Below are 14,960 nucleotides of genomic sequence, written 5' to 3' on the forward strand. Positions count from 1 at the left end.
TTACTCTTGGGTCTGCGCCTGCTCCTCTTCCTCCTTCTTGCTGCGGCGGCGGGCCACCAGCAGCAGAATGAGGGAGCCTGCGGCCAGCACCAGCAGCCAGTTGCAGCTGTTGTCGCCGGTGATGGGCAGGTGCGGCAGCCAGACGGTTATCTCGTCCAGCGGGTCGCGGCCGGGCTTCGGCAGCGGCTTGGGACCGGTCGGGTCGTCCGGATCGGGCGTCTTGTACATACCGAAGTCCACCGGCCTGCTCACTTCGGGCACCCAGTTGTACGGGGTCAGGAAGTTGTAGGTCTGGCCGTAGGCGTTCGGCTCGGTGCGACCGGCCTGGAAGTAGCCGAGCACCGCCATGGACGCCGACGAGGCATCGGCAGCCGAGCCGCCAACCGTGTGGTACATGTCGGAGTCGTCGGCATCGTTGCTGTTGTCGCCGTGCCAGCCGTCCACCAGCTCGCCGCCCACGTTCATAGGCACCCACTCGTAGCCGTCCGGCATGGTGGTGCGCACCCGGTAGATGTAGGGACGGTTCTGGTCGTCCACCATGGGCAGGCCGTCGAAGCGGTAGTCGCCGTTCTCGTCGGTCTCCATGGAAGACACCGCCTGCCAGCCGCTCAGCGGCTCCACGCCGGCAGCGCCCAGCTCCTTCAGCGACGTGGCCACGTAATCGCGACCGTTGAAGCCGAAGCCGCCCAGCACGTTGCTGCCCGTCGGGTTGGCGGCGCTGTCCACGGCCACCGGCAGCACCATGCGCTCCAGGTACACCGTATGACCGGGCACCGGCTCCCAGGTGTCGCCCTTCAGACCGTCCTTCTCGGGGTCGATGAACACCTTGCCGCCGATGGAGGCCAGGGCGAAGGGCACCAGACCCGTATCGTTGTGCTCGGAGTCCACGCCGCTGCGGATGACCCAGGCGGTGCCGTCGGGGCCCACCAGGTACACGCCGTTGTCGGTAGCCTCGGCGTAAGCATGCTCGGTCGAGGGCTCGGCCAGCACGATCATGCCGCCCTGCGGATCGGCCGGATCCAGGATCTTGGTCATCTCGTCCAGATCGCTGTCGGCGTTGGCGTCAGAGCCCTGGTTCATGAGCGTCACGCCGTAGTTCTTCGGCAGGTCGTCCACGTACACCCGGTAGCCGTACAGCACCATGGTCTGCTTGCCGTCGATGTTGCGGCGCCCGGCCACCTCGAGGTCGTCGAAGTGCCAGTAGCCGTCGCCGTCGGTGACCGCGTTGGCCTTGAAGCCGGTGTCCAGGATCCAGCCCATGGTGCCGTCCTCGCCAGCACCCCACCAGTAGCGCTCCAAGGTGATGGGCTGGTTCGGGAACATCTGCTGCTCGCCAGCGGCCCAGATGCCGTCGTGGTTGGTGTCCTCCCAGATGTAGCCGCTGATGGACGCCCGGGCGATGCGCACCACGCCGAAGTCGTGGTACGGGCTGTTGTGCCAGTTCACCTCGGAGTATCCATTGGTGCCCACCTGGTTCATGATCTGGTCGATGCGCTCGTTGTAGGCGTTGCGCAGCGTGGTGGAACCGGTGCCGTCGTAAACCGGCTCGCCGTTCTCGTTGCGGCCCACCACGTTGCCGAAGATCAGCTGCGCCTTGCGCTGGGCGGCCTTGTCGTCGCTGTCGGGCGACAGCTCCATCAGCTGCTGGTAGGTGGCGCTGCTGATCCACTCGGGCGTAAGACCCAGGGCCGCTGCCTCGGCCAGCTTCTCCTGCTCCGCCATAGTGGACGGGTCGGTATCGGAGATGCCCAGGTCGGACAGGCGCTTCTCCACGGCCGCCTTCAGCGTGGCCGAGCCGTTTCCGTCGTAGAGCGGCTTGCCGTTGGCGTCGTCGCCGGTGTAGTTGCCGTAGATGAGCTGGCTCATGCGGGCCTTCACGGGCTCGGCGCTGTCGTGGGTGAGCGTCAGCAGCTCTTCCTTGCTCATGCCGGCGATGGCGGCCAAGCTGTAGCCCAGGGCCTCGGCCTCGGCCACCTTCTGGTTGTCGGTCATATCCTGAACCGGCGTGGTGCCGATCTTGTCCAGCTCGCCCTGCAGGTACTCGTAGCGCGCGGCGTAGGCGGCGGCCAGAGCCGTAGAGCCGTTACCGTCGAACTGCGGCTTGCCGTCCACGTCGTCGCCGGTGTGGTTGCCGAAGATCAGCTGCGACAGGCGCACCTGCACCGGGTCGGCGCTGTCATGGGCGATGGCCTGCAGCTGCGCCATGGAGGCCGCAGCCAAGCTGTCCACGGTAACGCCCAGAGCCTCGGCCTCAGCCACTTTCTCGGCCTCGGTCATGTCCGCCACGTTCTGGGTGCCGGGCTCCACGGGCTCGGCAGGCTCGGTGCCGCCCTCGCCCTCGCCGGAGCCCTCGCCAGCGCCGTCGCCCTCGGCAAAGGTGCTCACCGAGGTGCCGAAGGCGGGCATGGGGTTGCCGGCCGCCGCTGCAACCGCGGTGCGTACCGCGGCGAACAGGGCCACGCCGGCCGCGGCCGTAGCCACCGGACGCTCGCTGTCCGCCGCCGCGGCCACCTTCGCAGCCACGGTGGAGGCGCCGCCGGAGATGACGCCGTTGTTGTGCATCAGGTCGTCCAGGATGCCCGAACCCTCCAGCAGCTCGTCGGCCACTTCCATGTTCTTGTATTCCTCGTAGGGACCGGCGGTGCTCATGCCCTCGTCGGGTTGGGCCAGCGTGGTCAGGATGATCAGGTCGCCCATCTCCTCGGTGGTGTGGCTCAGCGTCACGTCGAAGTCGTTGGGCCGCAGCGAGTCGGTGGCCATATCGTAGTTCGAGTTGATATGGTCGTCCTCGCCCACGTTCTGCACCGTCGGCTCGTACACATCCTCGTCCGGGTAGCTGATGATTTCCACCCGGTAGCCGTAGAGCACCTTGAACGAGGCGCCGGAGCCCTTCACCTGATGCAGGCCCGTGCCGCTGGCCAGGAAGGCCCAGTCGCCGTTGTACACCGTGTAGTTGAACACGCTGCCGGGAATGTTCACCGTGCCGTCGGCATCCTGGCGCACGCTGACCAGCGGCACTTCGCCGCCCACCAGCGCGTCCAGCTCGGCCTGGCTGGGAACGCTCGTCAGGCCGCCGCCGCCCATGCCGCCTTCCTCGGCCAGCACGGCCACGTCGCTCTGGCTGAAGCTCCAGTCGCGACGCCACACGTTCTTCTCGTCCTCGTCGAAGTCGTTGCCCTCGGCCAGGCGGAACATCATGGTGATCAGCGCGTTCTCAACGGCCTCGTTGCCCGGATGCTCGATGACGATCTGGCCGCTGCCGTCCGGCTTGTCCAGCAGCTCGCCGTAACCGTAGATGAAGAAGTAGTGCGCCCGTTCGAAGGCCTTCAGCTCCTCGTAGGTGCGCAGCGGCTTGCCCTCGGGCTTGGGAGCCTCGGGGGTTTCGGGCGCGTCGGGGTCGGTCGGGTCGGTGCCCTCGCCGCCCTCAGCGTCGCCGCCTTCGGAGCCCTCGCCCTCGCCAGAGCCGGGCGTGCCGGGTGTGGTGCCGGCGTCGCCTTCGCCCTCGTCGCCGTCGTCGCCCTCGGCCACGGCGTTGATCCAGGCGATCATGGCCTCGGGATCGTCCTCGTCCATGTTGATGATGAAGTCCAGCACCTCCTGCGACAGCTCGGTGTCGTCCACCGACGGGATGTCATCCCATGCGTCGCTGGGCGCCGATTCCAGACTGCCGATGCCGGTGGTGTCGTACCAGTAGCGGGTCAGGCGCACCAGCGCGCCCTTGATACCGGGCTCGGATTCCTCGTCGCCCTGCAGACCATCGGCGTCCACGTCGTCCCACACGCGACCGCTCAGGTACACCGGGTGCTGCAGGATCAGGCCCGCGTTGCCGGCGTGCTTCAGGTACAAGCGGTTGGCCAGGTCGTAGACGATGCCCTTGTACTCAACCTCGTAGGAGTCGTTGGCGAACTTCTCGCCCGACTTAGACTGCTGAGCCACGACGGCGTAGGTCTCTTCCATCGTGCCGTCCTCGTTGTACTTGCCGGACATGTTGGCATCGAAGCTGTGCAGGTCGGAGTCGATAGAGCCTTCCGGCGCATCCACGTGGTAACGCGACGCCATGTACTTGCCGTCCGGGTTGATGACGCGCACGGCGTAGCCCACCAGGTAGTGGTTGGCAGTGCCGAAGGACACCTCGTCGTCGTAGACGGGAATCTTGTTGCCTTCCTCGTCCAGCACGTACTCGCCGTTCTCGTCGGTCTTCCAGCTGGCGAAGCCGTTGGTGTACAGCGGGATCTTGTGACCGTTCTCGTCCAGGACGAACTCGCCGTTCTCGTCGGTCTGGTAGCCGGCGAACACCTTGTTGTAGTCGGTGCGCGGCTGGTAGACCTTGGAGATGTCGGCACCGGGATGAGCCGGGTCGGTCACGGCGCTGTCCACCAGCACGTAGCTGGGTAGGTCGTAGAAGTTGTAGTCGCCGCCCTCGTCGGTCTTCACCACGATTTGGTGGGCGCCCAGGGTATGGGTGCGGATGGTGCCGTCGGCGTTGAGCTGCACGCGCTCCAGCTCGTCGACGGGAACGCCGTTGTCGTCCAGCTTCACGTCCACGCCGTACATCGGGTTGCCGTCGGCATCCAGCACGACGTCCTGACCGTGACCGTTGACGCCCATGACCACCGTCTCGCCGTTGCCCACCAGGTTGGTGTTCTCAACCCAGGTGCCGCTCTCGGAAAGCTTCGGCAGCGTGCCCAGCTCAAGCAGCTTCTCGTAGCTGTACACACGGTCGGCGCGGACATAGTACACGGTGCCGTCGTTGCCGGCCAGCACGCTGGTGGTAGGCGCAGCCTTCTCGAGACGCAAGCTGCTCTCGCCGGTATCCTCGTCGGTCTCCCAGTAGAACAGGTTGCCTTCCAGGTCCTCGTAGAGCTGGTGCGTACCCGAGGTGTCCAGGTTGGGCACGAAGTAGAACTGGGTCAGCACCACCGTTACATCGTCGATGGGGTTATCGTCGGTGAACAGGCCGTCGAAGTCCTCGTCCAGCCACACCTTGCCGGTGAGGTTGGTGTGGTCCGGCGGGGCGAAGCCGGCGTTCATGGCCGTCTGCTTCTGGCCGAAGGCGAAGTCGAAGTTCAGCTTCACCTGGCTCGCGCCCGTGCCGCGGGTGGCCGTCAGCTTCTGGTTCTCGTAGGTGTCGTTGTCGGCGATGCCAGCCAGCACGATCTTGCCGTCCATGATGTTCTTGGACACACCGTCGCGCGGGTAGCCCGCGGGCTTGTTGTTCACGTGACGGCCGGAACCGGTCTGCAGGTTCTCCTCATCCCACTGGATGGGATAGTTGCCGGCGGTGTAGTCCTCCCAGCCGTTCTGCTGGCCTTCCTCGGTCAGCATGGGCTGGGCCTTGGAGTTCACGGCATCCTTGGCGGTGGTGGCCCACTGATGGCTGGTCACCAGCAGCGACACCATGCCGTCGGCGCTGTTGGCGCCGTTCAGCTCCACGGTGTAGCCGGCCAGGTAGTAGGTGTAGTTGCCAGCGGCGTCCACCTTGGCGTAGGCCGTGGGCAGCTGCGTGAACTCGTAGTAGCCGTCCACGTCGTAGGTCTGGTCGTAGTCGTTGCCGTCCTCGTCCTGGGCGGTGCCGTACACCTGGGCCGGGTTGGTGCCGGTCAGCATGTTCTGGGCGGCCGGGCCGTTCTCGCGAATGGCGTCGGCGGTGTTCTCCCAGGCCAGCCACGCGCCCTTCGTGCCGTCTTCGTTCACGGCCTCGGGATCGTAGTACCACTTCTTCAGGTACACGCGCTTGCCGTTGTAGCCAGCCTCCACGTAGTTGGTCTCCACGACCGCGCCGTTGTCGTCCAGGCGATCCTGCGGATACCACTCGAACAGACCGTCGTAATCCTCGTCGGCCCACACGTAGCCGGAAATGCTGAACTTCGGCAGGCGGATAAGGCCGCCGTCGTTGTGAGCGCGGTCGTCGCTGGCCATGTAATCGTAGGCCACCAGACCCGGATGCGCGGCGCTGGTCATGGGATCGGTCAGCGTAGCGGTCTGGTCGGCGTTGTTGGAAGCCGGCGCCCAGGCGATGTTGGACACGTTAGCCACCTTGCCGTCGGGCGTCATGCCGTTCACGTCTACCTGCTCCAGCAACACGATGTACTCGTTGGCCGCGGTCAGGTAGCTGTTGCGCTGCAGGTCCGAATCAGTGGTGTAGTCCAGGTCCTCACCCTTCACGTTCAACTTCGACTTCAGCAGCTGGCCGCTCACCACCCGGCGGTCGGTCACCTTCACCTTGTAGCCGTAAACCACCTTGGTCTGGGTTCCAGCCGGGTCGATGTTGCCGGCCGCATCCAGATACACAAGACCCATGGTGTCCAGGTCGGCGAAACGGTAGTAGCCGTCCTGCATGGTGCCCGTGGCTCCCAGGGTCTGACCGCACTTCAGATCAAGCTCGCTGGGCATGCCCAAGTTACCGCCGGTGCGCCAGTAGTCGTAGTCGCTGCCGCCCGGCACCTCGGAGAGGTTCTGCTTGTGGGTTGCGGTGCCGGATGCCAGGCTGGCCTCGCTCTCCAGGTAGCGCCAGTCGGCCATGCGCTCCCAGGCGCCCTTCTTCTCGTTGTAGAAGTAGCGCTCGATGTCCACCCGGTAGCTGTTGAGGCCCTCTTCGTCGGCATCCTGGACGCCGTCGTTGTCCTCGTCGTACCACAGGATGCCCTCGATGGACTGGGTGCCCGGATGCACCAAGCCCACGTTGCCGCCGGCCAGCGGGGTCTTGGTCTTGGTGGTCACCGCGTCCTCGCCGGTGCCCGTGGTGGACACGGAGAAGGGAACGGTCAGCCAGTCGTAGCCCACCGTGCCCGTAGCCGCCGCGCCCGTGGCCTCGTTGTAGAGCAGCTGGCTGGCAGCCACGTTCACGTAGTCGCTCTTGTACTTCAGGTTCGTCTTGGTATCGCCGGCGTCGTTGTCGCCAACGCTTGCCACCACGATGCGGGCGCCGGTGCCGGTGGAGCCCACGGCGGCATCGGGCGAACCGGCGCGCACGCCGTCCTGACCGGCCAGGGTATCCTGGTCGCGCAGCGGACGGCCGCCGGCCACGCCGATGCGCTCGTCGGTGCGGACGTCGGAGTCGGCGGACTCCTTGTCCTTGCCGGTGCCCTCGTGGTAGCGGGTGAGCATCCACAGGCCGTCAAGTACACCCTTGTCGTTATCGCCATCGGTGGTGGTGGCGTCGAAGCCGCTGATCTCCACCTGGTAGCTGGTCAGCCAGTACTTGTCGCTCCAGAACTGCTGGGACCCGGTGTTGCCCAGCGTGTCCTTCATCACCAGCGAGCCGTCGGCCTGGCGCTCGTAGGTGTCGATCTCGCGCACCACGTCGTAGGTGTTCTTGGTGTTGCTGATCACCGCGGAGGGCAGACGGTTGAAGGCATAGTGGCCAAGCTCGGTGCCCTTGGTGCCGTCGGCGGTCAGGGTGGTCTTGGTGCCGAAGCCCTTTACCTGCTCCCAGGTTCCGCTGTCGCCGTTTGCACCGGCGGGGGTGTACTTCCACTGGGTGATCATCATGGTGCGATCAGCCAGGCCGGGCTCGGTCTGCTCGTTGCCGTCGGCATCCAGCCAGGTGTCGCGGATGCCGTTGTAGGCACGGGCCTTCGCTGCCAGGCTCAGCACGTCGCCGGCTTCGGCCTGGTAGGTGTCGTCCCACACGTCGCCTTCGATGGAGGTGTAGGGGATGAACACCAGGCCCGCGTCGCCGCCGTTGCGCTGCGGCACGTTGGTGGAGATGTCGTAGACGATGGAGTTGCCCTTGTTGCCGAAGTACTCCTTGCGGTATTCCTCGGCCACGGTGCCGGTCACGCTGTGGGCCACGATGACCATGCCGCCGTCCTTCACAGCCTCGGTCGGGTTGCCGTCCGGGCCGATCACGGACACGAAGTCGCGGTTCTTCATCACGAAGTTCGTCGTGGCACCATCGGCGCTACGGAACAGATCGGACTCCACGCCCAAGAGCGAGTGGTCGGTACCAGCCGCATGATTGCGGGTCAGCGTGGCGGTCACGCCGTCTTTCACGGGCATCTTCGTCACTACGATACGGTAACCGGCCAGGTAGTCCTCACCTTCCCTGTCGTCGGTGGCCGGCACGAAGTTGCCGTCGGCGTCGAAGCGGAACTTCGTGGGCATGTTGGCGGTCACGTAGCGGCCCTTGATGGTGCCGTCGGTGCCGTCCATGGTGTAGCACTTGTTCAGGCCCAGGTCCTCAAGCTGAGCCTCGTACTCCACGGCGCGCACCCAGCTCCACTTGTCGGTGCCGTCGGCGTAGGCGCCCACCTTGGTGTAGTAGTAGGGGATCACCTGGATCTCCACGCCGGCAATGCCTTCCTCGGTGTCGGAGCGGATGCCGTCGTAGTCGGCGTCCTCCCAGATCAGGCCGACGATAGGTGCCGACGGAGGCTCGATAATGCCGCCGTTCATATGGGTTTCGTTCTTCGCGTAGGTCAGGTTGAACTCGACCGCGCGGTGGAAGGCGTCGGTGCCCACGTTGTAGCTGCCCGCCGCCGGCTTGTTGCCCGTGGCGTCCACAGTGGTGGAGCCGGCCAGCACGATTACGCCGTCGATGGCGTGGGTCTTGCCGTCGGAGTTGGACAGCGGGATGGCCACGTCCTTGCCGTCGGCCCCGGTCTCGATGTGGTCGGTCAGCGTTCCGTCAGCCGCCACATGACTGGAGCGGTACAGCGGGAAGTTGCCGGCGCCGTAGCGGTTCACCAGCTTGGCGTCGCTGGCGTTGGACACAATACCGCGGGCCTTGGAGTTCCAAGCGTCAATCTCGGGATCGAAGCGCGTGTCATCCTGGGTGGTATGCACCTCTTCGAAAGTGGTGAGGCTGATAGCGTCGCCCACCACCATGGTGGTGTAGCCGGCCAGGTACTCCTTGCCGTCCACGATGACGCGCACCGGCAGGTTGGTGAACTCGAAGTAGCCGTCCTCGTGGGCGGTGCCGGAGGCCACCGCAGCGTTCTTGCCCACGGTAGCGGTACGCGAGTAGCTATAGGTGCCCGTGGAGGCGTCATCCACGCTAGAGTAGCCACCCTTGACCGTGGGCAGCCAATCGCCCTTCGTGCCCGCAGCATTCACGGCCTCGGGGTCGAAGTACCACTGGCGCAGATACACGGTCTTGGCCACCGTAGAGGTGTTGGGGTCGGTGTAGTAACCCTGCTCAGGATCATATTCCTGCGGGTTGCCGTCGTCGTCAACATAGTCGCCGCCCAGGGTATTGTAGGCGCCGTCCTTGTACTTGTTATCGGACCACACGTAGCCGCTGATGATGCCGTAGGCCGGCTTCACCTCGCCCACGTCACCGCCGGCCGCAGCCTGCGGATTGGTCCAGTGGTAGGTGGCAGCAGCAGTGCTGTCCATGGCGCTGCCTGCAGGCACCGAAGAGGTGCTCTGAGCCAGCGGCGTGACGGGAGCACCGTCGGGTGCCGTGGTGCCGGCCAGGATGACCTGGCCCTTGTTGGCGCGCAGCGGGCTCACCGCGTTGCTGTAGCGGGTCTCCACGGTGTAGGCATCCTTGATTGAGCCGGTGCCCTTGGCATCCACGTCGGTGTCGGAGTCAACGGTCCAGGCGTCCTTGCCCTTGTAGGTGCCGGTGCCGGCATGGGCTGGGGTCAGATGCCACGGGTCGTCGCTGCCGTCGCGCAGGTTCTTCGTGTGCTTCACGTCCTTAAGCTCCACGCGGTAGGCCGCCAGGAAGTACTGGTCCTCGCCGGTGGCCTCGTTAGTGCGGACCACCGCGGTGGGCAGATTGTCGAAGACGTAGCGGCCCATGTTGGTCTCGTCCGCCGTACCGTCGGCTCGGGTGGCGGCCTTCTCGGTCACCACGGCTACGGCGCTTGCGCGGCCCGCCGCGTCGGTCACGGACACGCCGCCGCTCACCTGGGGCACGCGGACGCGATCGTCGGGAGCCACGGAGCCGGTCACCACGGCCAGGGCATTGCTCGGCTGGCCCAGCATCAGGTTCTTGGCCGTGGACAGCCAGTCGCTGCCGAAGGTGGAGTTCTGCACCCAGGCACCCTGGACGTCGGCCATGCTGCCAGGCTTCACCGTGGTGGTGGAGCCGTCGGCCAGCACCCATTCCACCGTGCCGGCGTTGGCGTTGCCCGGGTTGTCGGCAAAGACCTTGCTGGAAATCTGGGCGAAGGCCGACGCGTAGGCGGCGGTGTTGGGCACGAAGTACCACTGGGTGGTAATGACCACCTGGTCGGCAATGCCGGGCTCGGCCTGGCGCAGGTTGCCGTCCTCGTCGGTGGCAAGGCCGGTGTCGCGGATGCCGTCGGGGGCCACGTTGTTGTCCTTGGCGCTGTCGTCCCACACCCAGCCGGTGATGGTGGAGGCGGGCACGCGGTACAGGCCGGTGTTCACGTTGGTGCGGTCAACCTGGTAGGCCACGTCGTAATCAACGGAAGCCTTGGAGTCGGCGTACACCGCGGTAGCGGCCGTGGAGCTGTTGGCCACCACGATGAAGCCGCTGTCCTGGGCCAGAGCGCCGTCGGGCTGCTCGCCGGTGCCCGTGAACTGCGGGTAACCGGTGACCAGCTGACCGTTCGCCGCGTTCGTGCGGTTCACGTCGCGCTTGGCGTCGGAGTCGTTCATGCCGGTGTTGGCGGCGTCGGAGCTGTGGTACACGGTCAGCACCATGCCCTCGGGCAGCTGGGGCAGCGTCACCCGGTAGGCGGCCAGGGCCAGCGCGTCGTTGGCGGCGAAGCCCTCGGAGTCGTCCGTCGCCTTGCCGGCGGCATCGGACGCCGACAGCGGCTCGCCGTCGCCCTTAGAGAACTGCACGAAGGGCAGCAGCTCGCCGAAGGAGTACTCGCCGCCGGCGTCGGTGGCGGTCACCTTGGTGCCGGTGTAGAGCTGACGACCCTGGGCGTCCTTGGCCAGGGTCTCGCCGTCGGCCTCGTAGGTCTTCTCGCCGAAGGCCGGGTTCTGGATCCACGCACCCACCACGTTGCCGGCGGCGTCCTTCACCAGTTCGAAGGTGTCGTCAGCAGCGGTGTAGGTAGTGGCAGCCCGCAGCTCGACGCCGTCGCGGGTAATCGCAGCGGCATTGAAGGTGGCGCCGTCGGCCGAAGCCGTGCCGGCCAGGTAGTACCACTGGGTCAGATTCACGGTCTGGTTGGCCACCGGCTTGTCGTCGGCGGAGGTTCCCACCAAGCCGTCGAAGTTGCCGTCGGTCCACACCTGGCCGCTCACCGTGGCGGTGCCGAAGTAGCCGAAGCCGGCGGACAGCTCGTCCTCGTCGCGGCCGGAGGTCAGGTCGAAGGCCACGGAGGCGCCGTTGCGGGTGAAGGCGCGCTCGTAGGTGCCCTGAGTGGTCGGCTGGGTGTCGCCCAAGGTATCGTCCACCTTGTTGCCGGCCAGCACGATGAAGTTGTCCAGGGTACTGGCGGACTGGTTGGTGCCGGCCACCTGGCCCGCGCCGGCAGCGGCCTGGGCCTGGCCCGTGGAGGCCTTCCACGCCAGCGGGTAGTTGGTCGCGTCGTGCAGGCGACCGTCGGCGGCCGTGTTGGCCACGGTCACCTTCGAGGCGTCGGCCGACGCCAGGGTGGTGCCGATGGCCTGGGCCTCGGAGTTGTAGGAGGCGCCGTCGGTGGCCAGCGGCTGCTCGGCCTTGGTCACCGGGAAGTTCACGGCGTCGGCGCCGGTTCCGCCCTTGACCTCCACTGTGTAGCCGGCCAGGTACTCGACGCCGTCCACGGCCACGTACACCGGCAGGTCGTTGAACTCGTAGTAGCCGTCCGCATGGTCGCGGCCAGACCCCACCGCCGTGGCGGCGGCCACGGTGTCGAAGGTAAGGGTGTAGGCCTTGCCCGGGTTCTCCTCGGTGCCGGCCACGTCGGCCAGCTGGTGCCAGGTGCCCTCGGTAGCCGCGTCGGCGCCGGGCACGAAGTACCACTGCTTCAGCGTAACGGTCTTGCCCACCAGGCCGCGCTCGCTGTAAGAACGGCCGTCGATGGAGAAGCTCACCGTGTCGGTCACGCCGTACAGCGGCAGGCGCTCCTCGTCGGTGCCCACCAGGCCGTCGTAGTTGGCGTCGGCCCACACGTAACCGGAGATGCGCTTGGTCACGATGTCCATGAGGCCGCCGTCGTTGTGCTCGCGGTTCGCCGGCTTGGCCAGGTCGTAGAGCACCCGCACCGGGCGGTCGGAGCCGCCGGCCCACGCCACGTCGGTCACGCCGCGGTTCGGGTTGGCCACCGCGTTGGCGTCCACGGAAGCATCCGTGGCCGCAGCCGGCATGCGGCCGTAGATGTCGGCGTCGTTCTGGTTCGGGTTGTAGCCGTACAGACCGCCATGGACGTTGCTCGGCTGGCTTACCTTATATATGTCGTCGGTGGTATCGCTCACGTAGTCCGCATCGTCGAACACGTTCACCAGCACCGTGTACTCGTTCTCGCCCATCAGGTAGCCGCTGTCGTGCACCAGGTCCGAATCGGTGGTGTAGGTGGTGCCGTTCAGCGTGGTCTTCAGGGTGGAGGTCACCAGGTTGCGGCTGCGGAAGGCCTCGTCGGTCACGCGCACCTTGTAGCCGTAGACCACCAGCTTGGCCGTAGCGCCAGCCGTACCGGCGGCCACCTCGTTGCCCGCGGCGTCGAAGTAGCGCGTATCGTGGCTGCGCAGGCCCTCGAAGGTGTAGACGCCCTCGTCGGGATCGCCCGCGGCCCCGGTCACAGTGTTGGCCCACTCGTTGTCGGTGATGACGCCGCCGGCCACGGTGCCCACGCCGGGCACAGTGGAGTTGGTGGCGGAGGTGTAGCCGTCGCGGTAGCCCGCCGGATTGTCGGCCCAGGCGCTATCCCACGTCCAAGTAGCGTTGGCGTCGTCGAGCACGGAGTAGTAGCGCTCCAGCGACACCTTCACGCCACCGCGCAGCGGCTCGCCGGCATCGCGCACGCCGTCGTTGTCCTCGTCGTTCCACAGAATACCGCTTACGGTCTGCAGCGTCGGCTTGATCTCGCCGATGTCGCCGCCGTAGAAGTCCACGCGGCCGGCGCCTGCCACCTCGCCCTCGATGGCCATCCAGTCGTAGCGAATGCTGTCGGAGGCGTCGAAGGTGTTGCCGGCGCCGATCACGCGCACGCCGGAATTGGTGGCGGCGTCGGCGGCGATCATCTGGGCCAGCACGATCTGGCCCTCCAGCTGGCGGTGCGAGCTCTTGGAACCGCTGCCGTCGGCCTGGGTGGCGTCGGGGTTCTGGGCCACGATGGCCAGCGTGTTGCGGCCGGCGGTGGTGCCGCCGGTGGCGAAGGCCAGCTCGTCGACCACGTCGGAGTTCAGTGCCTTGTTGGCCTCGGCCTCATCGGCGTCGTCGTGGCCGGTCTGGTAACGGGTCAGCAGCCAGTGGTCGGTGCGCTGCGTGCCGTCCACGTCGTCGGATTCGGTGTCGTTGGTCTTCACCAGCTGCACGCGATAGGCCGCCAGGAAGTAGGAGTCGCGGTCGCCGTTGGGATCGGCCACGATCTTGCCGGTGGAATCCACGCTGGCCTGGATGACGGCCACGGCGGACAGCTCGTCGAAGGTGTAGACGCCCGCACCCTCAAGGGTGACGCCGTCGGCACCCAGGGTGCCGGCGCTTGTCTTCACCTGCACAATGCCGTCTCCCAGCGCCACGCCGCCCGGGATGGCCGGGTTGGTGCCGGTCAGGTCGGTGGTGTAGCGGTCGGTGCCGAAGTTCAGGTTCTGGCGCCACTCGCCAGCCTCGGGGTTGGACGAGTCGTAGTTCGGATCGTCGGCGTCGAAGGGCGTCCAGTACCACTGGGTGATGTTCACCGCCTGGTCGGGAATGCCGGGCTCGGCCTCCTCGTCCAGAACCGTGTTGCCCTCGTCGTCGAGCTTGGTGGCCTGCAGGCCGTCGTAGTTGTTGTCCTCCCACACGCGACCGGTGATGGTGGCCTTCTTCACGGGCACCAGGCCCACGTCGCCGCCGCGCTGGGCGACCACGGTGGTCTTCGTGCCGTCGGCCTGCTCCACTTCCACCTTGAACACGCCGTCCTGGGCCATGGTGGCCGGACGCGGCACGTCGTAGTACTTGCCGTTGTAGAAGACCGCACCGGTGGCGCCGTTCATGATGTCGTCGATCTGGTACTGGCCGGCGGCGGTGGTGCCGTGGGTATCCGGCGTCTCGGCCGACAGGATGATGTAGCCGTCCATGCGGTCGGTGCCGTCGGGGCCTTCGCCCTTCATCTCCTCGGCCACGTTCACGTAGTTGCCCGAACCGCGCACGGCGTCGGAGTCGGTGTCGCGGTTGTGCGTGGTCGGGTCGTCGCTGGCGTCGCTGGGCGCGTCAGCGAGATCCACGTTGGCGCCGTAATGCGGGAAGGCGATGGCGTAGTCGGGCTCCACATCGTCCACGGTGATGCGGTAGCTGGCCATGAACAGCACGTCGCTGGTCACCTGGGCCGCCTCGGTGGCGCTGGTGAGCACGTGCTGGTTGCCGTCGCCGAAGTAGGGCTGCACGTCGCGCAGCACGGCCGTGGTCTGGCCGTCGGGCACGATGGTGTCCACGTACACGAAGGTGGGCAGCTCGGTGAACAGGTAGTTCACATCGGCATTCGGAGCCGACACGAAGGTTTCCGTACCCGTCTTGGTGTTGCTCGGGTCGGTCAGGTCGTCGAAGTAGGTGAAGCTCTTGGACTTCACCCACACGCCGCCGCGCTCGCCCGCACCGTCGGTGAAGGTGTCGATCTCGGTGGTGTTGATGTCGGCGGTTTCCACGTAGCCGGCGGCGCGCAACGAGGCCAGCAGCGGGTTGGTCACGTAGGTGCCGTCGGCATTCTGCACGTCGGGCACGAAGAACCACTGCTCCACCTGCAGGCGGCGGCCGGTCAGCGGCACGTCCGCGTCGTCGAGCTCCTGCTGGGTGGCCGTGGACGGGTCGGCAGGGTCGTACCAGCCGTTGACGTCCTTGTCCTGGAACAGCAGGCCGGCGATGGCGCTGGTGCCGAACTGGCCGAAGCCGCCGTCCAGATGGCCCTCGT

The 14,960-nt window shown here is 66.6% G+C and carries 1 protein-coding gene (running past one end of the window); it reads right to left on the minus strand.

Going from position 1 to position 14,960, the window contains the following annotated elements; all coding sequences use genetic code 11:
• A protein-coding gene (locus tag NFR41_RS04205; RefSeq protein WP_251230833.1) for a hypothetical protein crosses the window boundary here: on the minus strand, window positions 1-14,960 show its final stretch. Its footprint extends 57,502 nt past the window's final position; the window shows 14,960 of its 72,462 coding nt (coding positions 57,503-72,462); its start codon lies beyond the right edge, outside the window; the stop codon is at window positions 1-3.

It is taken from the genome of Adlercreutzia aquisgranensis, assembly GCF_943193145.1.
Taxonomy (GTDB): domain Bacteria; phylum Actinomycetota; class Coriobacteriia; order Coriobacteriales; family Eggerthellaceae; genus Xiamenia; species Xiamenia aquisgranensis.